This is a genomic window from Plantactinospora sp. DSM 117369 (genome assembly GCF_053764795.1).
Genome location: NZ_CM132446.1, coordinates 9,589,394 through 9,611,373 on the forward strand (window position 1 = coordinate 9,589,394; position 21,980 = coordinate 9,611,373).

Consider the following 21,980-nt stretch of genomic DNA (forward strand, 5'->3'; position numbering starts at 1 on the left):
AAAAGGTTCATTGGTCCCGCGCCGGCAGCCCCGCTCGGTAATCTCGACATATGGTGCAAACCAGTCCGGGTACCGACCTTCCCGAGCCGCCGCACCGGTCGCCGGTACGGCTCTCCGTCAACGGCAGACCGCACGAACTCGACCTCGACAACCGGACCACCCTGCTCGACACGCTCCGCGAACACCTGGGGCTGATCGGCGCGAAGAAGGGCTGCGACCACGGCCAGTGCGGCTCCTGCACGGTGCTGCTCGACGGCCGGCGGGTGAAGAGCTGCCTGGTCTTCGCCGTCGCCGCGGACGGCGCCGACCTGGTCAGCGTGGAGGGACTGGCCGAGGACGGGCAACTGCACCCGTTGCAGAGCTGCTTCGTCCAGCACGACGCCTTCCAGTGCGGTTACTGCACCTCCGGCCAGCTCTGCTCCGCCCTCGGCATGCTCGACGAGGTACGCCGGGGCTGGCCGAGCGAGGTCACCGCCGACCTGGCCGCCGGCCCGGACGGACTCACCGACCCGGAGATCCGGGAGCGGATGAGCGGCAACATCTGCCGCTGCGCGGCGTACCCGCACATCGTCTCGGCGATCCGGGAGGCCGCGGCGGCCGAGGGCGTCCGATGAGGAGCTTCCGGTACGAGCGGAGCACCGACCCGGGCCGGGCGGTGGCGCTGGTGGCCGGTGAACCGGACGCGGCCTACCTCGGCGGGGGCACGAACCTGGTCGACCTGATGAAGCTGGGGGTGGCCCGGCCCGGGCTGCTGGTCGACGTCACCCGGCTGCCGCTGGACTCGGTCGAGTCGCTGCCGGACGGCGGGCTCCGGATCGGCGCCACGGTCCGCAACAGCGACCTGGCCGCGCACCCGACGGTCCGGCGGGACTTCCCGATGCTGGCCCGGGCGCTGCTGGCCGGGGCGAGTGGGCAGCTGCGCAACATGGCGACCGTCGGCGGCAACCTGCTGCAACGCACCCGCTGCTACTACTTCCAGGACGTCAGCCGGCCGTGTAACAAGCGCGAGCCCGGGGCCGGCTGCTCGGCGCTGGAGGGGCAGAACCGGGAACTCGCCATCCTCGGCTGGTCACCGCAGTGCGTCGCCACCCACCCCTCGGACATGGCGGTCGCGCTGGTCGCCCTCGACGCCGTGGTCGAGGTGCTGGAGCCGGGCGGCGCCCGGGACATCCCGCTGGCCGAGTTCCACCGGCTGCCCGGCGAGCGGCCGGACCTGGAGACCACCCTGGCCGCTGGCGGGCTGGTCACCGCGGTACGGATCCCGGCGCTGCCGTTCGCGCGCCGCTCGGCGTACCGGAAGGCGCGGGACCGGGCCTCGTTCGCCTTCGCCGCCGGCTCGGTCGCGGCGGCGATCGACCTGGACGGGAGGCTGGTCCGGGACGTCCGGCTGGGCTGGGGCGCGGTCGCGCACCGGCCCTGGCGGCCCCGGCTGGCCGAGGCGGCGCTGCGCGGGCAGCCGGCGACCGAGGAGACCTTCCGGCTCGCCGCCGAGGAGGAACTCGCCGCCGCCCGGCCGCTGGCGCACAACGCCTTCAAGGTCCCGCTGATCCGCAACCTGACCGTGCGGACCCTGGCGGAGCTGGTCGAGCAACCCGCGGACCCGGCGAGCGGGTCGGCCGAGGTGCACCGGTGAGCGCGCCGGCCGCCGCCGTCGGCCGGGCGCACCCCCGGCTGGAGGGCCGGGAGAAGGTCACCGGCACCGCCCGGTACGCGGTGGAGCACCCGGCGGACGGGCTGGCGTACGGCTGGGCGGTGCAGTCCAGCGTGGCAAAGGGACGGATCATCCGGATCGACACCACGGCGGCGATGCGCGAGCCAGGGGTGCTGGCGGTGCTGACCTACGAGACGGCGCCCCGGCTGAACCCGGCGCAGAGCCCGGAACTGCTGCTGCTCCAGCAGCCCCGGGTGCGCTACCGGGGCGAGATCGTGGCGGTGGTGGTGGCCGAGTCGCTGGAGGCGGCCCGGGAGGGTGCCCAACTGGTCCGGATCGACTACGACACCGAACCGCACAGCAGCGTGCTGACCGAGCGGCATCCGAGCCTCTACAAGCCGGACCACGTCAACCCGGCGTACCCCACCGACACCTGGGTGGGCGACTTCGACAGCGGCTACCAGGCGGCGGAGGTGCGGCTCGACCAGACGTACCGGACGCCGGCGTACCACAACAACCCGATGGAGCCGCACGCCGCGACGGCGTCCTGGGCGGACGGCCGGCTGCTGGTGCACGACTCCAGCCAGGGCAGCACGGATGTCCAGGCCGCCCTCGGCCGGCTCTTCGAGCTGCCCGCCGAGACGGTCCGGGTCGCCGCCGAGCACGTCGGCGGCGGCTTCGGCAGCAAGGGCTCGCCCCGGTGCACGCCGGTGCTGGCCGCGATGGCGGCCCGGCAGGTCGGCCGGCCGGTGCGGCTGGCCCTGACCCGGCAGCAGATCTTCGGCCCGGTCGGCTACCGCACCCCGGTCATCCAGCGGATCCGGCTCGGCGCCGACGCCGACGGCCGGCTCGCGGCGATCTGCCACGACGCGATCAGCCAGAGCTCCACCAGCATCGAGTTCGCCGAGCAGACCGCCGTACTCACCCGGGCGCTGTACGCGGCACCGCACCGCCGGACGACACACCGGCTCGCCCGGCTGGACGTACCGACGCCGTCCTGGATGCGCGCCCCCGGCGAGTGCCCGGGATCGTTCGCGCTGGAGTGTGCGATGGACGAGCTGGCGGTGGCCTGCGGGGTCGACCCGGTCGAGCTGCGGCTGCGCAACGACACCGAGGTCGATCCGGAGGAGGGTGTCCCGTTCAGCAGCCGCAACCTGGCGGCCTGCCTCCGGGACGGGGCCCGGCGGTTCGGCTGGGCGGACCGCGATCCCGCTGCGGGGGTACGCCGGCAGGGCCGGTGGCTGGTCGGCACCGGCATGGCCAGCGCGATCTATCCGGCCCGGACCCCGGGCGCGTCCGCCGAGGCGGCGGCCGGCCCGGACGGGACGTACCAGGTGCGGATCAACGCCACCGACATCGGTACCGGCGCCCGGACCGCGCTGTGGCAGATCGCCGTGGACGCCCTCGGGGTGCCCGGCGACCGGGTCGCGATCAGCATCGGGGACAGCGACCTTCCCCCGGCGTACGTCGCCGGCGGCTCGACCGGCACCGCCGGCTGGGGCCTGGCGGTGGACCGGGCCTGCCGGGGCCTGCGCCGACGGCTCGACGAGCGGTACGGCGGCACCGCCCCGCCCGACGGCCTCTCGGTACGGGTCGACACCGCCGAGGAGACCGCCGCACTCCCCCGCGCCCCCCGGTACGCCTTCGGCGCGCACTTCGTCGAGGCCCGGGTGAACGTCGACTCTGGCGAGATCCGGGTCCCCCGGATGCTCGGGGTCTTCGCCGTCGGCCGGGTGGTGAACCCGACCACCGCCCGGTCCCAGTTGATCGGCGGGATGACCATGGGGATCTCCATGGCCCTGCACGAGGAGGGGCTGCTCGACCAGCGGTTCGGCGACTGGGTTAACCGGGACCTGGCCACGTACCACGTCACCGCCTGCGCGGACGTGGAGCGGATCGAGGCGTACTGGGTGCCGGACGAGGATCGGGGGAACCCGCTCGGCATCAAGGGGCTGGGCGAGATCGGCATCGTCGGCTCGGCGGCGGCCGTCGCCAACGCGGTGCACCACGCGACCGGGCTGCGGCTGCGTACCCTGCCGATCCAGCTCGACAAGCTGGTGGACCGGCTGCCCCTCGGCTGACGGTGCGCGCGGTGCCCGGGAGCGGCGGCGGCCGGACCCGGGCGGGCCGCTCCGGTCAGACCCGCGCGGGTGCCGGCCGGGGGCGCTCCGGCACCGGGACCCGCCCCGCCGCGAGCCGGCCGAGCAGCACCGCCATCACCAGGGCGGGCAGGATCAGGAAGATGTGGTCCACCGGAAACTCACCCCGGACCACGTAGTGGAACAGCGACGTGGTGAAGACGCCCGCCGCCCAGCCGAACGTGAAGATCATCACTGGTACGGCCGCCCGGCGGGGCAGCAGCGACGACCCCAGCGCGAAGACCAGCACCAGCAGGTCGGGTACCAGGAACGGGTTGTCCGACCGGAGCGCGTCCGAGGTCGCGAAATACCAGACCATCACCACCGTCAACGCGGCGGCGGCGCCCCGGGCCACCGTCACCGTGTCCAGTCTTCCGACAAGCGGACCAGCCATCGTCATCCCCTCCGGAATCCTTAACCGATGGCGACGAGTCTGCGGCCCGCGCGGCGGCCGGCGGAAGCGAGCCAGTACGCCCTGCGCACCGGGCCGGCCGTACCCGGCTGGTGCGGCTACCCGTACCTCGGCCGGGCGCGACGGCGGGGCGGATACGCGGTCAGCCGTTGAGATAGCGCAGCACGGCGAGTACCCGGCGGTGGTCGTCGGGCGAGGCGGGCAGGGCCAGCTTGGCGAAGATGTTCGTACAGTGCTTCTCCACGGTCCGCTCGGCGATGTCGAGCCGTTCCGCGATCGCCTGGTTGGTCCGCCCCTCGGCCATCAGTGCGAGGACGCCCCGCTCCCGGTCACTCAGCCCGCGCAGCGGATCGTCGTCGCGGTCCCGCCGCCCGACGAGCTGGTCGATGACGACCGGGTCGAACGCCGTGCCGCCGGCGCCGACCCGCCGGACCGCCGCCGCGAACTCCGCCAGGTCGGAGACCCGGTCCTTGAGCAGGTAGCCGACTCCGCGCGCACCGCCGTCGAGCAGTTCCACGGTGTAGCTGACCCGGACGTACTGCGAGAGCACCAGCACCCCGGTCGCCGGATGGCGGCGCCGGATCTCCCGGGCCGCCCGCAACCCCTCGTCGGTACGCGTCGGCGGCAGCCGGATGTCGACGACGGCCACCTCCGGTCGGTGCCTCGCCACCTCGGCCAGCAGCGCGGTCGCGTCCTCGACACCGCAGACCACCGTGAAACCCGCCTCGGTGAGCAGCCGGACCAGCCCCTCCCGCAGCAGCGTGTTGTCCTCGGCCAGCGCTACCCGCACGGCAGCACCGCCCGGATCCGGGTACCGCCGCCGGCCGGGCTCGCCAGCTCGAAGGAGCCGCCGACGACGGTGACCCGGTCGGCCAGCCCGCGCAGCCCGGACCCGCCCGCCGGATCCGCGCCGCCCCGGCCGTCGTCCCCGATCTCCAGGACCAGCCGCCCGTCGCGCCGCCCGATCCGCAGTTCGGCCGTTGCCGCGGCCGCATGCTTGGTGATGTTCGCCAGTGCCTCGGCGACCACGTAGTAGGCGATCGTCTCCACCTCTGCCGGCAACCGGTCGGGAATGTCGTCCGGCAGCCGCAGCGGTACCGGCGAGAGTGCCGCCAGCTCGCGTACCGCACCGGCCAGGCCGCGCTCGGTCAGCAGCGGTGGATGCAGTCCCTGGGTCAGCGCCCGCAGCTCGGCCAGGATCGCCAGCGTCCCGCTGCGCGCCTCGGCGATCAGCCCGGCGGCCCGCTCCGGGTCGGTGGACAGCGCCGACCCGGCCAGCCCCAGCGTCAGCGGGATCGCCAGCAACCGTTGCTGTACGCCGTCGTGCAGGTCCCGCTCCAGCCGGCGCCGTTCCGCCTCGCCCGCACGCAGCAGCGCCAGCCGGGAGTCGGCGAGTTGCCGGACCCGGGCCCGCAGGTCGGCGGTGAGCCGCTCGTTCTCCAGCGCCAGCCCCGCCGCCGCACAGGTGGCCTCGATCAACTCCGGCTCCTCCGCCAACGCCCGGTCGTGCACGAGTATCGCGACCGGCTCCCCGGCACGGTCGATCCGGGTGACCGCCCGGTCCGTCGCCCCCTCCTCCGGCGGCGTCACCGTACGGCCCTCGATGTCGACGTAGCGGCCGGACTCCGGTGCCCAGTAGCCGATCCGCAGGGTCGGATCGTGCAGGGCCCGGGACAGCGTCTCCGCGATGCCCCCGGTACGCGGTGCGGCGTGCAGCCGGACGACCAGGTCCGCCACCCCACCCCGGTCGACGCGACGACGCAGCAGTCCGGCCAGGTATCCCAGCGGCACCGCCAGCAACCCGAGGTGCAGCCCGACGGTGAGTACCGCGACGTCCCGGCCGGCGATCGTCGCCGGCTTCACCACCACGAACATCGCCACCGCCAGCACGGCGGTGCCGAACATCGGGTTGAGGTAGCGGCGTCGGGTGGTGCTGCTCCGGCGCCAGCGCAGGAGTTGCAGGCCGACCACGGCCGAGCCGCCCAGCAGTACCGCGACGACGGCGATCCCGCCCGCGCCGCCGGCCGGCTCTGCCGTACCGGCCAACTCGGCCCCGCCGGTCCGCCCGGCCGCGCCGCTCGCGGTCCCGGTTCGCAGCGCGGTCAACGTACCGACCACGGCGACGCCCAGATAGGTCAACCCCACCACCAGGCGCGGTGCCGACGTCGCCAGCCGCCCGGACGGGAAGGCCACCACCAGGTGGGCCAGCACGGCGGCCCAGAGTCCGGCGCGTACCACGGCGAGACCGTCGGGCAGCGACAGCGGAACGGGAAGCTTGGCGAGCCACCATGCCAGGCCGACGGCGACCAGCAGCGGACCGGTCCGGTTGCCCGGACGTGCCCGCCAACCGACCAGGCCCGCCACCACGAAGCTCAGGCCCACGCCGATCGCGACCGCCAGCAGCGCACTACCTCCGGACCCGGTGTTGCCGTACCTCGACGGTACCGGTCACCGGCCGAAGGGGCAGGTCCAGGTCGTCTGCGGTGGGCCGCCTGGGATTCGAACCCAGAACCCGCGGATTAAAAGTCCGCTGCTCTGCCGGTTGAGCTAACAGCCCGCTAGCCCGTACAGAGTACCGGACGGTGCCCGGTCTGCCCCGGGGATAACCGGCCGGCGGGCCGCCCGGCCCTGGGCGGCCCGGCACCGGTCAGTACGTGTCGGCGAGTTGGCCGCGGAGTTTGGTGAGGGCGCGGGTGAGGAGGCGGCTGATGTGCATTTGGGAGACGCCGATGTGTTCGGCGATTTGGGATTGGGTGAGGTTGCCGTAGAAGCGGAGGGTGAGGATTTTCTGTTCGCGTTCGTCGAGAGTGGCGAGGGCGGGGCCGAGGGCGACGCGGAGTTCGGCGAGTTCGTATTCGTTGTCTTCGGTGCCGAGGAGGTCGCCGAGTTCGGTGGTGCGGTCGCCGTCGCCGGTGGGGGTGGATAGGGAGACGGCGTTGTAGGCGCGGGCGCCTTCGAGTCCTTCGAGGATTTCTTCTTCGGTGAGGTGGAGGTGGGTGGCGATGTCGGTGATGGTGGGGGAGCGGCCGAGGGTTTGCAGGAGGGTGCTGTTGGCTTCGCTGATGGCGAGGCGGAGTTCTTGGAGGCGGCGGGGGACGCGGATGTCCCAGGTGCGGTCGCGGAAGTGTCGTTTGAGTTCGCCGATGATGGTGGGGATGGCGTAGCCGGCGAAGTCGACGCCGCGGGTGGGGTCCCATTTGTCGATGGCTTTGATGAGGCCGACGGCGGCGGTTTGGGTGAGGTCGTCGGTGGGTTCGCCGCGTCCGCTGTAGCGGTGGGCGAGGTGGTGGGCGAGGGGGAGCCAGGCTTCGATGGCTTTGTCGCGGAGGGTGGGTCGGGAGGGGTGGTGGGTGGGTAGGGCGGTCATGGCGTGGAGTAGGTCGGTGGCGGTGTCGGTGAGGGTGGGGTTGTCGGCCCGGGTGGTGGTTGTGGTGGTGGTCATGGTGGTCCTCCCTGCACTGGGTTGTGGCGGGGATGGGGTTGTCTGGTGGGTGTTCGGGTGGTCGGGTGGTGGGTTGTTGTGTGGCTGTTCAGGCATCACCTTAGCCCGTTGGTATTGGTTGAGGCTAGCCGAACGGCTGATGCACAAAAGGGATAGTTATGGAAAAAGCCGAGCATATTAGCGCTTGCTCGGTGCAGGTCTGCCGCCGATCCGCCGGACGAACGGAATTCGCCGATCCACCACACCCGACCCACCGCGCGCGGGAGGATTACCGGCTGTGAGCTGGAGGCCGCACCGCGTACCAGGCCCGGCGGGTCGGACCGGCGGCGGGGGCACGGCGTGATCCGGCCGCGTCGGATCATCCAGCGCTGGGGGCTGGATCCCGAGTCCCTGCCCGGCGAGGAGGAGGCGCGGCACGCCTCCTGGCTCGAACTCTTCTTCGACCTGGTTTTCGTACTGGCCCTCGCCGCCGTGCAGAACCGGCTCACCGATGCGGTACCCGACGTCGACGAGATCCTCCGGACCGCCGGCCTTTTCGTGATCGTCTGGTGGGCCTGGGTCGGGCAGGCGTTCTACGACACCCGGTTCGACCCCGACGACCTCGGCCACCGGTTGGTCGTACTCCTTGGCATGGTCGGGGCGGGCATCATGGCGATCGGCGTCAGGGACGCTCCGGAGACCCTGCTGCTGCCGATCGGCTACCTCGTGGTCCGGGGCACCCTGTTGGTGCTCTACCTGCGGGTCCGCGGCACCGGCGCCACCGCACGCCGGCTGACCACCGTCTACTTCATCGGGTTCAGCGCGGGCCTGGTGTTCTGGGTCGCCTCGCTCGCCGTACCGGCGCGCCACCGTCCAATGCTCTGGCTGATCGGGCTGGTCGTCGAACTGCTGACCCCATGGCTCGGCCGCCGCTGGCTGGTCCAGCATCCCGTCCATCCGTCACACCTGCCGGAGCGGATCGGGCAGTTCACCATCATCCTGCTCGGGGTCAGCCTGACCGACCTGATCGGCGCGGTGCCGACCCGGCCGTCGCCGGCGGTCGTCGTGGTGGGGATAACCGCGTTCCTCATTCCCGCGTCGGTGTGGTGGGTCTACACCACCTTCGTGACCATGGGGCTGACCACCTCGCGGTTGAGCGCCGGCCTCGGCTACGCGACCGTGCAGGGTGCGATCGGTTGCACACTGCTGCTGCTCGGTTGGTGCCTGGGACAGGCCGTCCGCGAGGTCGGGGCCGGCCGGGAGGACCTGCCCCAGATGCTCCGCCTGCTGCTGGCCGTCTCGCTGGCCAGTTGGATGGTCGGCGGCCTGGCCCTGCAACGTATCGCGCTGGGCACCGTGCCACCGCTGCGGCTGGGGATCGCAGCGGTCGCCATCGGGCTGGTCGGCGCCGTCGCCCTGGTGCCGCCGCCGCTCGCCCTGATGCCGCTGCTCGCGGTGCTGATGATCGTTTACGCGGCGGTGGTCAGCCGGCTCATCATCCGGTTCGGCAAGGAACGGATCGAGGCGTAGCGGCTGCGGCAGCAGACCGAGGCGTCGACCGGCGACCGGGCGTGCGCCGGCCGGGAGTCGTCAGCCGGCCAGCCGGCGGGCCCGGTCGCGTACCCGGCGGGCGGCGAGGTGCGCGGCGGAGAAGCTCCGGCCGGCGGTGACCCGCAGCGGCTCCGGGATGTCGTCCAGCCCTCGGTAGATCACCTGGAGCAGTTGTAGCCAGCTCATCAGGCCGGCGAGTTCCTGGCCCAGCGGCTCGGGCCGGCCGGTCGGGTCCACGGACAGCGGTCCGGGGTACCCGTCGACCGCCGCCTGGAGGGCGCGGTGCCGCACGGTCAGCGGTGGCAGCACCTCGGCCACCGGGAACGGCGTGCCGGGCCGCAACTGGTACGCGCCGAGCAGCTCGGCCACCGCCCCGGCGGTCTCGGCGACGTCGGCCGCGAACCGGCGACGGTCCTCGTCGGGTACCGGGGTCATGCCGTCACCTCCGCGACACCGAGCGCCCGGCGCAGGTGCACGCCGGTCGGCGAGCCGTCCCGCTCGATCAGGCCGCGCGGCTCACCCTGGTACAGCACCCGGCCACCCCGGCTGCCGCCCTCCGGACCGAGTTCCACCACCCAGTCGGCGTGCGCGACGACGTCCAGGTTGTGTTCGATCACGAGTACGGTCGCCGCGTACTCGTCGACCAGCCGGTCCAGTACGCCCAGCAGCCGCCCCACGTCCGCCATGTGCAGCCCGGTGGTCGGCTCGTCCAGCACGTACGCCGGGGCACCGCCGTGCAGGTGCGTGGCGAGCTTGATCCGCTGGCACTCGCCACCGGAGAGGCTGGTCAGCGGCTGGCCGAGCCGCAGGTAGTCCAGCCCGACGTCGGCCATCGCCGCCAGCACCGGTGCGATCCGGCGGTTGCCGGCGAAGAACTCCCGCCCCTGCGCGACAGTCATCTCCAGCACGTCGCTGATGGTCCGCCCGTGCAGCCGGTAGCCCAGCACCTCGTCGGAGAACCGGCGGCCGTCGCAGGTCTGGCAGACCAGCGAGACGCCCTCCAGCGCGCCGAAGTCCGTCTGCACCACGCCCAGCCCCGCGCAGGTGGTGCAGGCACCCGAGGAGTTGGCGCTGAACAGGGCCGGGCTGACCCGGTTGGCCCGGGCGAACTCGGCCCGGATCTGGTCGGCGACCCCGGTGTAGGTGACGGCGGTGGACCGGCGGTTGGCGTGCGGCATCGACTGGTCGACGATCACCGCCTCCGGATGCTGGACCCGGAACGCGCCGCCCACCAGGCTCGACTTGCCCGCGCCGGCCACCCCGGCGATCACGGTGAGCACACCGGCCGGGATGTCGAGGCTGAGGTCGCACAGGTTGTGCGTGCGGGCGTTGACGATCGGCAGTACCCCGGTCGGGGTGCGTACCGCCTCCTTCAGCCGGGTGCCCCGGGTCATCGCCCGGCCGGTCAGGGTGTCGGCCCCGGCCAGCGCGCCGACCCCGCCGGCGTAGACCACCCGGCCGCCTGCCGTACCGGCACCCGGTCCCAGGTCGAGGACGTGGTCCGCCGCCGCGATCACGTCGCGGTCGTGCTCGACCACCAGTACCGTGTTGCCCTTGTCCCGCAGCGTGCGCAGCAGGTTGGTGAGCCGGTGCACGTCCCGGGGGTGCAGCCCGACGCTCGGTTCGTCGAAGACGTACAGCAAATCGTTCAGGCTGCTGGAGAGGTGTCGTACGATCTTGACCCGCTGGGACTCGCCCCCGGAGAGCGTGCCGGTACGCCGGTCGAGGCTCAGGTAGCCGAGCCCGATCTCCACGAGGTGCCCGACCTGGGCAACCAGGGTGTCCAGCACCGGCTTGGCCGCCGGCACCTCCAGCCCGGCCAGTACGCCGAGCAGCTCCTCCGCCTCCATCGCGCAGAGTTCGGCGATGGTGTGCCCGCCGACCCGGCTGGACAGCGCCAGCGGCGACAGCCGGCTGCCGCCGCACGCCCGGCACGGGACCGTGGTGGTGTAGTCCCGCACCATCCGCCGGGTCCGCTCCGCCGGCTCGGACTGCTGGTCGAGGTACCGCCGGCGGAACTTCACCACCGCGCCCTCGTAGCTCAGGTTGAGCGTCGACCCGGCGACCTCCAGCGGCACCGTGCCGTCGGTGGCGTACAGCAGGTCGTCGAGTTCCCGCTCGGAGTACGCCGACACCGGCTTGTCCGGGTCGAGCCGGCCCGACGCGACGAGCAGGTGCCAGTCCCGGCTGCCCACCTTGAAGGTCGGGGCGAGCAGCGCCCCCTGGTTGAGCGACCGGGTGGGGTCGAGGAAGGCGGCCAGGTCGACGTCGGTGACCTCGCCGAGGCCCTCGCACTCCGGGCACATCCCGGCGGGCATGTTGAACGAGAACGCGTCGGGGTAACCGACGAACGGCTCGCCGACCCGGGCGAAGAGCAGCCGCAGCAGCGGGGCGATGTCGGTGATGGTGCCGACGGTGGACCGCGGCCCGCCGGTGAGCGGTCGCTGGTCGATCGCGACCGTCGCCGGCAGGTGCTCGATCAGGTCGACGGCCGGGCGGGCGGAACTCGGCAGGAAGTTGCGGACGAACATCGGCAGCATCTCGGTCATCTGTCGCTGGCCCTCGACGGCGATCGTCTCGAAGACCAGCGACGACTTCCCCGACCCGGAGACGCCGGTGACGACGGTCAGCCTGCGCTTGGGGATCTCGACGTCGACGGCCGCGAGGTTGTGTTCGCGGGCTCCGGTGACCCGGATCCACTCGGCGATCGGCGCACTCTGCGCCGGAGATTCAACGACACTCATTCCCTCAACTGTATCGTTGAACTTCGACGTTTAAACTCTTCGACCACGAGCCTCCGTCACGAGGGCTGAAAGTCTCAACTCGCCGGCGCAACCTCAGGTGACCGCCCGGGGCGGCGGCTCAGTCCTGGAACGGGGTGACCGGCAGCCCGGCGACCCCGGGGCTGGCCCGGAACAGCGCCCCGGCGGCCGGCTCCGGGTCGGCCAGGCCGAGCCGCGAGGTGGTGACGTAGAGGTCCCGCAGCTCCGGCCCACCGAAGGTGCAGGCGGTGACCTGGCGGGCCGGCAGCGTCATCCGTACGTCGAGCCGGCCGTCCGGCGCGTAGCGGCGCACCTCGCCGCCGCCCCAGAGCGCGACCCACACCCCGCCCTCGGCGTCCACGGTCAGCCCGTCCGGGGCGCCGTCGGACGGCTCGATCCGCACGAACGGCCGCCGGCCGGTCAGCATCGCCTCGTCCGGGTCGTAGTCGAAGACGTCGATGCGCTGGGTCGGGGTGTCGACGTAGTACGCCAGGGTGCCGTCGGGAGACCAGGCGATGCCGTTGGAGATGGTGACGTCGGCGAGTACCCGCCGGGCCACCAGGTCGGCGTCCAGCCGGTAGAGCGCCGCCGCACCCGGCCGGGTGTCGTACGCCATCGAGCCGCAGTAGAACCGGCCGGCCGGATCGACGCCGCCCTCGTTCATCCGCAGGTCCGGACCGGTCCAGAGGTCGGGCAGCCGGCGTACCGGCCGGAGCTGCGCGTCGGTGAACAGGAACCCGCGCTCGACCGCGACCAGGTAGCCGTCACCGGCCCGGGGCCGGACCACCGCCGCCACGGTGTCGACGTGGTGCCGGTCCACCCGCGCCGTCCCGGGCGTCATCGTCAGTACGTCACCGGCCAGCATGTCCACCCACAACAGCCGGCCCGTCCGGGGATCCCACACCGGTCCCTCGGCATGCTGGCAGCACGGGTCCGTCACCTGCGTCGCGTCCACCACGTCGCACTCCTTTCGACAGCCTCGATCATGTCAGCGCGGTACGGCGCCGACGGCGGCGATGCCGTCGGAGATCTCGGCGGTGGTGTTGGCGGCGTAGCCGAGCACCAGTCCGGGCGGGCCGGGACGCTGCCGGTGCCAGGAGAGCGGCTGCACCTTGACGCCCCGGGCCAGCGCCGCCGTCGCCAGCTCGACGTCGTCGACGCCACTGGAAAAGGTGATCATGAGATGCAGTCCCGCCGCCGCGCCGTGCACGACCGCGTCCGGCAGGTGGGTCCGGATCGCGGCGATCATCGCGTCCCGGCGCCGGACGTGGCGACGCCGGAGGAACCGCAGTTGCCGCTCCAGCGCCCCCGACTCGATCAGCTCGGCCAGCACCAGTTGCGGCAGCGCGGCGTTGCCGAGATCCGCGGTCCGCTTGGCGTCGACCAGGGCGGCGCGGTACCGGCTCGGCGCGAGCAGCCAGCCCACCCGCAGGGCGGGGGCGAGCAGCTTGGAGACGCTGCCGGCATAGCAGACCTGTTCGGGCAGCACGGCCCGGAGCGCCGGTACGGGCGGCCGGTCGTACCGGTGCTCGGCGTCGTAGTCGTCCTCCACGATCAACCCGCCGTCGGCCGCCCAGCGCATCAGCTCGCGCCGCCGGGCACCGTCCAGCACCACCCCGGTCGGGAACTGGTGTGCCGGGGTCAGCATCACCGCCGGGGCACCGCTGGCCACCAGCTCGTCGACGCGCAGCCCACCGGCGTCGACCGGGATCGGCGGCGTCGCCAGTTGCCAGCTCCGCAGTTGCTGCCGCACCCCGAGCGAGCCCGGGTCCTCCACCGCCACCGTCCGCACCCCGTCCCCGGGCAATACCTGTCCGAGCAGGGTCAGCGCCTGCGCGACCCCGGCCACCACCAGCACGTCGTCCGGGTCCACGCCGATCCCCCGGTTGCGGGCCAGCCAGTGCGCGACGGCCACCCGCAGTCTCGGCGCACCCCTCGGGTCGCCGTAGCCGAAGTCGCCGGGCTTCAGGTCGTGCAGCACGGCGCGTTCGGCCCGCAGCCAGGCCGCGCGGGGGAAGGCGGCGAGATCGGGTACGCCGGGCGTCAGGTCGATCCGGGCCGGCGCGGCGCGGAGCGAGTCGAAGGTGTCGGGGCGGGGATCGGTGGCGAAGGGTCCGGCGGCCGCTGCTGGGGTGCCGGTGGCGAAGGGCCCGGCGCCCGGTGCCGGGGTGCCGGTGGACGGGGACGGCACGGCCGGCGCGTCGACCGGGGCGGAGACGACGACCGTCCCGCCCCGGCCCCGGCCGGTGACGTGGCCGTCCTCGACGAGCCGCTGGTACGCCTCGGTGACCACGCCCCGGGAGACGCCCAGCTCGGCGGCGAGTACCCGGGTCGCCGGCAAGCGCCCGCCCACCGGTACCCGGCCGTCCGAGATCGCCGACCGCAACCGGTTGGCGAGCCAGTCGGCCCGCCCGCCGGCCGGCGCCTCCCCGATGTCGAGCTGGAGGAAGTCGGAGCCGGAGGGTATGGACCGGTCGACTGCTTCCTGTTTGGCCCTGTCCATCAGGCCATTGTGCCGGGCAGAGTGGGCGGACCGACACCGCCGCCGCAGGTCGTCGGAGGGCGTACGAACGACGGGGTGACACGTGTACTTCCAGCACTCGACCCAGATCTGGTCCGGTCATCCCGAGTTGGTGGCCGGGGTCGTCGCCGCCACCGGGCTCGCCCGGGGAACCGCGCTCGGCCCGGCGGTCGACCCGGTGATCGCCACGTTCACCGCCGCCGCCGAGACCCGCCTGGTCACGGGCCCGGCCGCCGAGCAGCCCGAGATCCGGGCCTGGCGCCGCGCCTTCTCCCGGATGGGGCTGAAGCCGACGCAGTACCGGTGCGCCGCGGAGGCACTGCTCCGGCGCTTCGCCCGGGAGGGATCGCTGCCCCGGATCCATCCGCTGATCGACCTCTGCAACGCCGGCTCGCTCGGCTACGCGATCCCGGTCGCGGTCTTCGACACCGCCCGGATCACCGGAGGCATCGAGGTACGGCCGGCCGACGGCACCGAGACCTACCTGACCTTCTCCGGTGAGCCGGAGAATCCGGGCGCCGGTGAGGTCGTCTTCGCCGACGCCGTCGGTCGGGCCCACGCCCGGCGCTGGACCAACCGGCAGAGTGGCTACTCGGCAGTCCGGGAGGGCACCGACGAGGTCCTGATCGTCGTCGAGGCGCTGCACGCTTCGGCGCCGGTCGACGTTCCGAAGCTCACCGCCGCGCTGGCGGACGAACTGGCCACGCTCTGGTCGGTCGAACCGACGACCGCGATCCTGAGCCGGGACAGTCCCCGATTCGACTTCGGCACCTGAGGCCCGCCGGTTCGGGGGCGGCGGGCCTGCCGGGTACGGCCGGTGCTCCGGAGACGACGAAAGGGCCAGCCCCGGGTGGGGGCTGGCCCTTTCGGGTTGGTGCGTTATGCGGAGTAACCGCGTTCGGCGGCCCAGTTGGCGAGGGTGATGGTGCTCATCCAGTACTCGCTCTGGTTCGGGTTGGCCGGGTCGGCGATCTTGACCTTGCGGCCGTGGTCGTCGTAGCCGACGACGGTCAGGTAGTGCCCACCCTCGTAGGAGTGCGGGGTACCGTCGACATCGGTGGCGGTGCCCTTGATGTTCATCACCACCGGACGCTTGGCGTCGATGGCCTTGACGACGTCGACCTGGAGCCGGTCCATCTCGGCCGGCTTGGCCGTGGTGTCCGGGATCGCCACGGTCTTGTAGTCGCTACCGCCGGCCTTGTTCAGCACCCGGGTGGTGTCCTCGGCCGAGTTCGTACCGGCCTCGGTCGTGCCGAGCTGCTTGGCCACGTCGTCCTGGCTGGGGGTGTGCCCCTGCGCCGACAGCGCGATCCTCGTGGCGGCGGGTGCGCAGTAGTAGAAGTTCTCCTGCGCCTTGTACTGATAGTCCAGGACCTTCGACGGTGCCCGCTTGTCGAGATCCTTGATGTCGGCGGTCACCGACGCGGCGGTCGGCGAGCCGGTGCTCGGGGTGTCCATCGCGATCGCGGGGCCGGCGAACGCGCCGCCGACGACGGCGAGCCCGGCGATACCCAGCGCGGTCTTGCGGATCGGAGTTTCGGTGATGGCCGGTAGCCATCGGCTGACGAAAGTCATGATGGTCGCCTTCCATTCCGGGGGTACGACAACGCCGGAAGACCCGGTGTGTCGAAAGGAAAGAAACCCGAAGACAAGGTTCGGGGGGATCGGCACCGGCCCGGCGGATGCTCCTGCTCGGGTGTGCCAGGGGGATGTAACCGTGACCGGCGGCCCGCCATTCCCCGGCGGGGTCACGCACCGGCCCGCCCACAGATCCGTACCCGCCCGGATCGGCCGGGCCCGCTGCTGCGGACGTACGCCAGGTATAACCGTGGCCGGCGGCCCGGTGTTCCGCGATCCGCCCGCACCACCCACTCGATCATGACCAAAAACCGGACACCCGGCCTAGGACCGGACATCGACGTACGACTCAAGCAGCGCCAGCACCGCCTCCGGATCCTCGACATGGGCGTTGTGCCCCAGACCGGACAGCGTGCGCGAGGGCACGCCGAACCGGGCCAACTGGTCGTCGCCGACCATCGGGTCGCGCTCGCCACGAGCCAGCAGCACCGGCGCGGAGACCGCCGACAGCAACTCGCCCATCTCCGGAGCCCCGACGCCGAACGCGCCCGGATCCATCGCCAGCCGCCAGCGGCCGTCCTCGGTCGCCACGATTCCGGCGTCGACCACCGGATCGTCCGGTTCGATCAGGCCGACCAGGCCGGAGACCCGCAGATACCGCTGGGCCGCCTCGGCCCGGGAGTCGTACCAGGCCACCGGGCGGCCGGCCAGCGCGGCGGCTTTGCCGAGTTCGTCGGGGGTCCAGCCGACCTTCACACCCAGCGCGATCACCGCCTCGACCGCCCAGCCGGTCCCGGCACCGGTCGGCTCGTCCGACCCGCACCCCGCCAGGGCCAGACCGACCGCACCGCCCAGCGAGTGCCCGAACACCACCACCCGGTCACCGGGAGCGAACAGCCCGGCCAGGCCGGCGGCGAGGGAGTCGAAGGAGTACCGGTCGAGCGGGGCCGAGCCGCCGTGCCCGGGCAGATCCGGCGCCAGCCAGCGGCCCGGCCAGCGGTCGGCCAGCGGCTCTGCCCAGCCCCGCCACACGGCACCGGTCGCGCCCATCCCGTGCAACAGCAGCAGCACCGGCTGGCCCGTACCCCCACCGAGCGCCACCCGCAGGTCCCGGCCCGCCGGATCTCCACCCGTCATGCCGAGCAGTCTGCCACCGGGGGCTGTCGTACCGTCCACATAGCATGGCCGGATGTCGGAGACTCCCACCAGTGAGGCCGCCACCGGGGCCGGGATCCGGCCGGGCGCGGTGGCGGTGCTGACGCTGCCGCGCGGCGGGTACGGTGCCGTCCAGGTGGTCTCCGTCGGCGACGAGACTCTGCTCGCGTACGCCCTGGACTGGTATTCGGCGCAGCGGCCGACCCTGGCGCAGCTCGCCGGAGCCGGTCCGCTGCGCCTGCGGCACCACAGCCACGACGGCGGGGTGGCGGCGATCAACGTGCGGCGGGACGGCCCCGTCCCGCTCGACTTCGACTGGCTCGGTGACCAGCCGCTCCGGCCCGGCGCGCCCGAGACCTCGGCCAGCTACGCCGGCTGGTCCTACCTGCCCGACCAGGTCTACCGGCAGCGCGAGTGGGACCTGCGGCTGCCGGAGCGGGTGAAGGCGGAATACCGGGCGGCGCGGACCCGGGGCCAGGTCGAGGTCGACCTCGGCGGCGAGCCGGCGACGATGGGCGCGGCCACCTGGCGCCTCGACCTCACCGGCTCCGCCCTGCTGCCGCCGACCGGCGACGTACGCTGGGCCGGCCTCGACGCGCTGCCCCGGTGCACCACGCTGACCTGGCGCGGCCCGGCCCGCGGGTTGCCCGAGGCGCTCGCGGCCCGGCCGATCGTCTCCAGCCTGACCTGGCACGATCCCCCGGCCGAGGTCGACCTCGCGGCCAGCAGCCTGACCGACCTCACCCTGCACGGCTCGGGCGTGCGGACCCTGCGGCTGCCGCCCACCCTGCTGCGCTGCCGACTCGCCGGCAGCGTGCCGGCCACCGTCGACGCGGCCGAGCGGGGGCGGTGGATCAGCCTGAGCGTCGAGGTCACCGACACTCCGGTGCCGGTCCCCGCCGGGCTGCACGGCGTACGCCGCCTGGGGCTGCGCGGCGGCGGGGTGATCTCGGCGGCGTCGCTCGGCGAGCTGGCCGACCTGGAGACGCTCCTGTTGAGCTGGCAGAAGGCGCCCGGCCTGCTGGTCGACGCCGACCCGCTGGCGACGCTGCCCCGGCTGTACGCCGTCGAACTGCTCGACGGGTTCGGCTGCGCCGCCGACACCCTGCCCGAGCTGCCGGCCCTGCGCCATCTGGAGGTCGACGGGCTGCGCCGCTCGGTGGTCGCTCCCCTGCGGTCCCGCTACCAGGGCACCGGCGTCGCGCTGCTGCTCCGAGGCGCGAAGTCCGACGCGTGGCTGGAGGCAAACTTCGGCAACCCGTTCCGGGACTGGGTCGATGACGATCCGCGCGGCGGCACGGCCGCCTGCCGGGCGTACGCGACCGCGCTGCGGGCCGTCGACCGGCTGCCGGCCGACGGCGCCGGGCGGGTCGAGGCGGCCGAGCCGATCCTGCGGGCCCTCGTCGACGCGCTCAACCGGATCGAGCAGCGCTACGAGATCATCGACACCGTCAACCGCGAGCAGGCCGGGGACGCGTTCCTCGCCCTGGCCGACCGGGCCGGCGTACCGGCGGATCTCGCCGACACCTGGTTCGACGACTGGCGCGACTTCTGAGCCGCCGCCAGGGCGGTCAGCGCAGTGCGGCGGCCATCCGGCGGACCGCCTCCGTGACCAGTTCCGGAGAGGCCGCCAGGTTGAACCGGGCGTGTCCGGCACCACCGGTCCCGAACAGCGGCCCGGAGACCAACGCGACCCGGCCGCGATCCAGGAACACCTGCGCGGGGTCGGCGGGTGCACCGGAGTCGCCGACCGGCAGGGTCAGGCCCCGGCAGTCCAGCCAGGTGAGATAGGTGCCCTCCGGCGGCCGGTACCGCACCTGCGGCAGGTGCTCGGCGAGCAGGTCACCGAGGAGCCGGCGGTTCTGGTCGAGCCCGGCCAGCAGCTCGTCGAGCCAGCCGCCGCCGTAGCGGAGTGCGGCGGTGTGCGCGAGCGCGCCCAGATGGCTGGCACCGTCGCCGGCCACCTTCGGCATCCGGGCCAGGTCGTCGGCGGCCGCCGGCCCGGCGACCGCCAGCGCCGCCTTCACCCCGGCCAGGTTCCACGCCTTCGACGCGGAGTACAGCGCGAGGCCGCGTTCACCGCCGGGCATCGAGAGGTACGGCCGGAACGTCACGCCCGGATAGATCAGCGGCGCGTGGATCTCGTCCACCACGACGCGTACGCCGTACCGGTCGGCGAGCTCGATCACCATGGCGAGTTCGTCGGCGGTGTGCACGGTGCCGGTCGGGTTGTGCGGGCTGCACAGCAGGTAGGCGGCCCGCCGGCCCCCGGCAACGGCATCGGCGAAGGCCGCCGCCAGGGCGTCCGGGTCGAGCCGGTACTCCGCGTTCAGCGGCGCCTCGACGACCCGCCGGTCAGCGCCCCGGAGAAAATCGTAGAACGGCGGATAGACGGGCGGGTTGATCACCACCGCGTCGCCGTACCCGGTGACCAGCTTGACCATCTCGACGACGCCGAGCATCACGTCGGGGACCAGCCGGGTGTGCTCGATCTTCGGGGCCCAGCCCCAGCGTTCCCGGGCGAACCCGGCGAGCGCCGAGGCGTAGTCCGTACCGTCCGGCGGGTAGCCGGTGTCACCGAGCGCGACCGCCTCGGTCAGCGCCCGCGCGACCGGCTCGGCGAGCGGCACGTCCATCTCGGCGACCCAGAGCGGCAGTACGTCCGGCGGGTACCGCCGCCACTTCTCGCTGGTACGGCGCCGCAGGTCGGCCAGGGAGAGGGTCTGCAAGGGGTTGCCCACCAGGCCACAGTACGTGCCCAGGCACTCCAGCTGCCGGGGCCCGGGCCGACAGGCGCAATCCGGGTTCGGCCCGGTCAACCGTCGATGACCGGGCCGAACACCCGGTCGCGGTCGAACGGGCAGGTGGAAGTCTCGTCGCCGAACAGCTCGGCGACGAGGTCACGGGCGCTCGGCAGCACCGGAGGCGGCATCCGCCTCCCGTCCCGCCACTCGGCGTCCCAGCCGCCATCACTGTGGATGGCGAACCCGTTCGGCAGCAACCGGTGGCAGCGGAGCAGGATGGCGCTGACGGCGAGGTCGTAGGGCTGGCGTCCGGTCTTGCAGAACCCGGTCACCCGGCCGTCGGCGCTCTCGTGGCGGTAGCCGGGCCAGCGGGGCGCCAGCACCAGCGGCTCACCGTCCTCCTCGTCCTCGCCGCTGCCGTTGACGGCGATGACCTCGTACTCCGGTGGCAGCGTTCCCTCGAAGGGATCCCGGCAGAGCCGTACGCCGGCCGCCGCCACCCGGTCGAGGATGCGCTCGGCGTCGGCCCGCATCCGGGGCCACGCTTCGAGAAACGGCGTGCTCCGGGGGTGGTACGAGAAGTAGTGGGTGTAGCCCATGGCTGGGATTGTCGCCCGATCAGGGCAGGCCCGCTGCCCCGGCCGGTGCACACCTGCCATCCTGGCCGGGAAGAGTCGGCTACCCGTGGTACATGGAGTTTCCCGGCGGACGAACGCCCGCGAGAATGCCGGGGCAAAGGCCCGGACTGGTCGGCTGACCGGCCCGGACCTTTACCCGTGATCGGCACTGTCAGCCAGCGCCCTGGCAGCCACCCCTCACACTGTTGCTCATCGGTGAGATGTAGTTCCCCGACTGGTCTATCGCGCGAACGCTCCAGATTATGTCCGGGTCCCAGCCGTAGAAGACGTCGATTGTCGAGCGGGTACCGGATACCCAGACTCCGTCGGCAAAGATCCGATAGCCGAATGCGTCCGGTACGGCCGTCCAGCTCAGCGACATCTCCTGACCGATACACACCGGACGCAGCATGGTGGGTGCCTGCTGTGTCGCGATGGCGCCCGCGACCGGCTCAGCAGAGGCCGGGGCGGCCCCCAGCAGCAAGGCACCGGCAACCAGCACGGCCGCTCCCCACACGCGCGCCGCGCGTAATGGTTCCGTTGGCATCGTCGTTCGTCCTTCCTATCGTCGGAAGTGATTGCGTGTGAGGCCTCGTCTGGTCACACGCCGAACTAGGACGTCCGGTTCATCCTCGCGCCAAGCTCCATCCCGGCCCTGTGCGCCCGACTGCCGGCGAGCGGCCGTGACAAGGGCCCGGCTCCGCCCCTGGGTCAGCGTTCGCCGCGCATGCCTGGCAGGGACGTGCCCTGAAGCACCGGTGACGGGCCGGCGGCACGGCGGCCGGGCCGACCCACCCCGCGAGCGGATATCCGCCGCGGGTGGGCGATCACCGCCGGATCCGGCACCACCACGGCGGCTCGGCCCGCGTACCTCCGCACCCGTCGGTTACGGCATCTGTACGGGATATGACCCCGGTCCGTACGGCATCGAGCTCGGCTGCACCGGATAGGTTTCCCGGCGCTCTGCCTGGGCGAACCCGGCGGCCCGGCTGTTCACCTGCGGCCAGCCGCCGGCCTCGTGGAACAGCCGCAGCGCGGTCGCCACCACCTCGGCCAGCGACTCGTTCGCCTCGATCTCGATGGTGGCGCCGGGGGTGTCGATCCGGACCTTGGTCGGACTGGCCGAGCCGTCGCCCGACGACCTCGACGCCCCCTCGTCGGTCGGGGCCGACGCCGGCTCGGGCGCCGCAGGTGTCGGCGTCGCGGGGTGCGAAGTCGGCGCCTCGGCGGTGGCCGGGGCGTCCGGCGCACCGGGAGTGGCCGGTACCTCCGGCGGCGAGGTCTCGGGGGTCGGCGAGGTCTCCGGCACGACCTCCGGTGCGATCTCCGGCGGCGCCGGCTGGGCGGGAACCGATCCGGCAGACGACACGGGTCGGGATGGCTCGGCTGTCACCCCACCATTGTCGGGTCGGGCCGCGCCGGTCTGCCAT

General features: G+C 73.0%; 21 protein-coding genes and 1 tRNA gene. 7 read left to right on the top strand and 15 right to left on the bottom strand.

What is annotated here, in order from left to right; all coding sequences use genetic code 11:
• Positions 1 to 50 precede the first annotated feature (50 nt).
• Genes ACSMXO_RS41205 through ACSMXO_RS41215 form a run of 3 tightly spaced genes read left to right on the top strand, consistent with a single transcriptional unit; the run spans position 51 to position 3,732 of the window.
• The gene (locus ACSMXO_RS41205) at positions 51 to 614 is read left to right on the top strand and encodes a 2Fe-2S iron-sulfur cluster-binding protein (RefSeq protein WP_346263611.1); all 564 of its coding nucleotides are present in this window, start codon (positions 51 to 53) and stop codon (positions 612 to 614) included.
• The gene (locus tag ACSMXO_RS41210; RefSeq protein WP_346263612.1) at positions 611 to 1,633 is read left to right on the top strand and encodes an FAD binding domain-containing protein; all 1,023 of its coding nucleotides are present in this window, start codon (positions 611 to 613) and stop codon (positions 1,631 to 1,633) included. The genes ACSMXO_RS41205 and ACSMXO_RS41210 overlap by 4 nt, the downstream gene beginning before the upstream one ends.
• Positions 1,630 to 3,732 carry a xanthine dehydrogenase family protein molybdopterin-binding subunit gene (locus tag ACSMXO_RS41215; protein ID WP_455416073.1) on the top strand — a complete coding sequence of 701 codons (2,103 nt, stop codon included), beginning with the start codon at positions 1,630 to 1,632 and terminating at the stop codon, positions 3,730 to 3,732. The genes ACSMXO_RS41210 and ACSMXO_RS41215 overlap by 4 nt, the downstream gene beginning before the upstream one ends.
• A gap of 55 nt (positions 3,733 to 3,787) precedes the next feature.
• Here ACSMXO_RS41215 and ACSMXO_RS41220 read toward each other — a convergent pair whose 3' ends face one another.
• Positions 3,788 to 4,183, bottom strand: a complete 396-nt coding sequence (locus ACSMXO_RS41220) for a hypothetical protein (protein ID WP_455416074.1) — start codon at positions 4,181 to 4,183, stop codon at positions 3,788 to 3,790.
• A 27-nt stretch (positions 4,184 to 4,210) separates the two neighbouring features.
• On the opposite strand from ACSMXO_RS41220, the gene ACSMXO_RS41225 reads away from it, so the two are divergent.
• The gene (locus ACSMXO_RS41225; protein ID WP_455416075.1) at positions 4,211 to 4,354 is read left to right on the top strand and encodes a hypothetical protein; all 144 of its coding nucleotides are present in this window, start codon (positions 4,211 to 4,213) and stop codon (positions 4,352 to 4,354) included.
• On the opposite strand, the gene ACSMXO_RS41230 is transcribed toward ACSMXO_RS41225, so the two are convergent.
• The 4 genes from ACSMXO_RS41230 to ACSMXO_RS41245 form a co-directional block, all read right to left on the bottom strand.
• On the bottom strand, positions 4,344 to 4,991 hold the full coding sequence (locus ACSMXO_RS41230) for a response regulator transcription factor (RefSeq protein ID WP_455416076.1): 648 nt from the start codon (positions 4,989 to 4,991) through the stop codon (positions 4,344 to 4,346). The two genes, ACSMXO_RS41225 and ACSMXO_RS41230, sit on opposite strands and share 11 nt — an antisense overlap.
• A complete protein-coding gene (locus tag ACSMXO_RS41235; RefSeq protein WP_455416077.1) occupies positions 4,982 to 6,583 on the bottom strand; it encodes a sensor histidine kinase in 1,602 nt (533 codons plus the stop codon). Before ACSMXO_RS41235 ends, ACSMXO_RS41230 begins: the two co-directional genes overlap by 10 nt.
• Positions 6,584 to 6,685: 102 nt before the next feature.
• A tRNA-Lys gene (locus tag ACSMXO_RS41240) sits at positions 6,686 to 6,758 on the bottom strand.
• 90 nt (positions 6,759 to 6,848) lie between these two features.
• Entirely contained in the window at positions 6,849 to 7,643 is a 795-nt protein-coding gene (locus ACSMXO_RS41245; RefSeq protein WP_455416078.1) for a SigB/SigF/SigG family RNA polymerase sigma factor, read from the bottom strand.
• 339 nt (positions 7,644 to 7,982) lie between these two features.
• On the opposite strand from ACSMXO_RS41245, the gene ACSMXO_RS41250 reads away from it, so the two are divergent.
• Positions 7,983 to 9,152: a low temperature requirement protein A gene (locus ACSMXO_RS41250; RefSeq protein WP_346263718.1), complete on the top strand. Its 1,170-nt coding sequence runs from the start codon at positions 7,983 to 7,985 to the stop codon at positions 9,150 to 9,152.
• Between the two features lie 60 nt (positions 9,153 to 9,212).
• Here ACSMXO_RS41250 and ACSMXO_RS41255 read toward each other — a convergent pair whose 3' ends face one another.
• The 4 genes from ACSMXO_RS41255 to pdxR form a co-directional block, all read right to left on the bottom strand.
• Positions 9,213 to 9,608: a hypothetical protein gene (locus ACSMXO_RS41255; RefSeq protein ID WP_346263717.1), complete on the bottom strand. Its 396-nt coding sequence runs from the start codon at positions 9,606 to 9,608 to the stop codon at positions 9,213 to 9,215.
• A complete protein-coding gene (locus ACSMXO_RS41260) occupies positions 9,605 to 11,917 on the bottom strand; it encodes an ATP-binding cassette domain-containing protein (RefSeq protein ID WP_455416079.1) in 2,313 nt (770 codons plus the stop codon). Before ACSMXO_RS41260 ends, ACSMXO_RS41255 begins: the two co-directional genes overlap by 4 nt.
• A gap of 118 nt (positions 11,918 to 12,035) precedes the next feature.
• The gene (locus tag ACSMXO_RS41265) at positions 12,036 to 12,893 is read right to left on the bottom strand and encodes an SMP-30/gluconolactonase/LRE family protein (RefSeq protein ID WP_455416080.1); all 858 of its coding nucleotides are present in this window, start codon (positions 12,891 to 12,893) and stop codon (positions 12,036 to 12,038) included.
• Between the two features lie 30 nt (positions 12,894 to 12,923).
• The gene (gene pdxR / locus ACSMXO_RS41270) at positions 12,924 to 14,438 is read right to left on the bottom strand and encodes a MocR-like pyridoxine biosynthesis transcription factor PdxR (RefSeq protein ID WP_455416081.1); all 1,515 of its coding nucleotides are present in this window, start codon (positions 14,436 to 14,438) and stop codon (positions 12,924 to 12,926) included.
• An 82-nt stretch (positions 14,439 to 14,520) separates the two neighbouring features.
• Between pdxR and ACSMXO_RS41275 the strand changes: the two genes are divergently transcribed.
• Positions 14,521 to 15,231, top strand: a complete 711-nt coding sequence (locus ACSMXO_RS41275; RefSeq protein ID WP_455416082.1) for a B3/B4 domain-containing protein — start codon at positions 14,521 to 14,523, stop codon at positions 15,229 to 15,231.
• 104 nt (positions 15,232 to 15,335) lie between these two features.
• Here the strand turns inward: ACSMXO_RS41275 and ACSMXO_RS41280 are convergent, their stop codons facing one another.
• The gene (locus ACSMXO_RS41280) at positions 15,336 to 16,031 is read right to left on the bottom strand and encodes a C39 family peptidase (protein WP_346263881.1); all 696 of its coding nucleotides are present in this window, start codon (positions 16,029 to 16,031) and stop codon (positions 15,336 to 15,338) included.
• A gap of 327 nt (positions 16,032 to 16,358) precedes the next feature.
• Positions 16,359 to 17,171: an alpha/beta fold hydrolase gene (locus ACSMXO_RS41285; protein ID WP_455416083.1), complete on the bottom strand. Its 813-nt coding sequence runs from the start codon at positions 17,169 to 17,171 to the stop codon at positions 16,359 to 16,361.
• Between the two features lie 52 nt (positions 17,172 to 17,223).
• Here ACSMXO_RS41285 and ACSMXO_RS41290 point away from each other — a divergent pair, with 52 nt between their 5' ends.
• The gene (locus tag ACSMXO_RS41290) at positions 17,224 to 18,744 is read left to right on the top strand and encodes a hypothetical protein (protein WP_455416084.1); all 1,521 of its coding nucleotides are present in this window, start codon (positions 17,224 to 17,226) and stop codon (positions 18,742 to 18,744) included.
• A gap of 16 nt (positions 18,745 to 18,760) precedes the next feature.
• Here the strand turns inward: ACSMXO_RS41290 and ACSMXO_RS41295 are convergent, their stop codons facing one another.
• The 4 genes from ACSMXO_RS41295 to ACSMXO_RS41310 form a co-directional block, all read right to left on the bottom strand.
• Complete coding sequence (locus ACSMXO_RS41295) at positions 18,761 to 19,930, bottom strand: MalY/PatB family protein (RefSeq protein ID WP_455416085.1); 1,170 nt, start codon at positions 19,928 to 19,930, stop codon at positions 18,761 to 18,763.
• A gap of 74 nt (positions 19,931 to 20,004) precedes the next feature.
• Entirely contained in the window at positions 20,005 to 20,532 is a 528-nt protein-coding gene (locus ACSMXO_RS41300) for a hypothetical protein (protein WP_455416086.1), read from the bottom strand.
• 190 nt (positions 20,533 to 20,722) lie between these two features.
• Entirely contained in the window at positions 20,723 to 21,097 is a 375-nt protein-coding gene (locus ACSMXO_RS41305) for a hypothetical protein (protein WP_455416087.1), read from the bottom strand.
• A gap of 339 nt (positions 21,098 to 21,436) precedes the next feature.
• Positions 21,437 to 21,943, bottom strand: coding sequence for a hypothetical protein (locus ACSMXO_RS41310; RefSeq protein WP_455416088.1), 507 nt, complete (start codon positions 21,941 to 21,943; stop codon positions 21,437 to 21,439).
• Positions 21,944 to 21,980 lie beyond the last annotated feature (37 nt).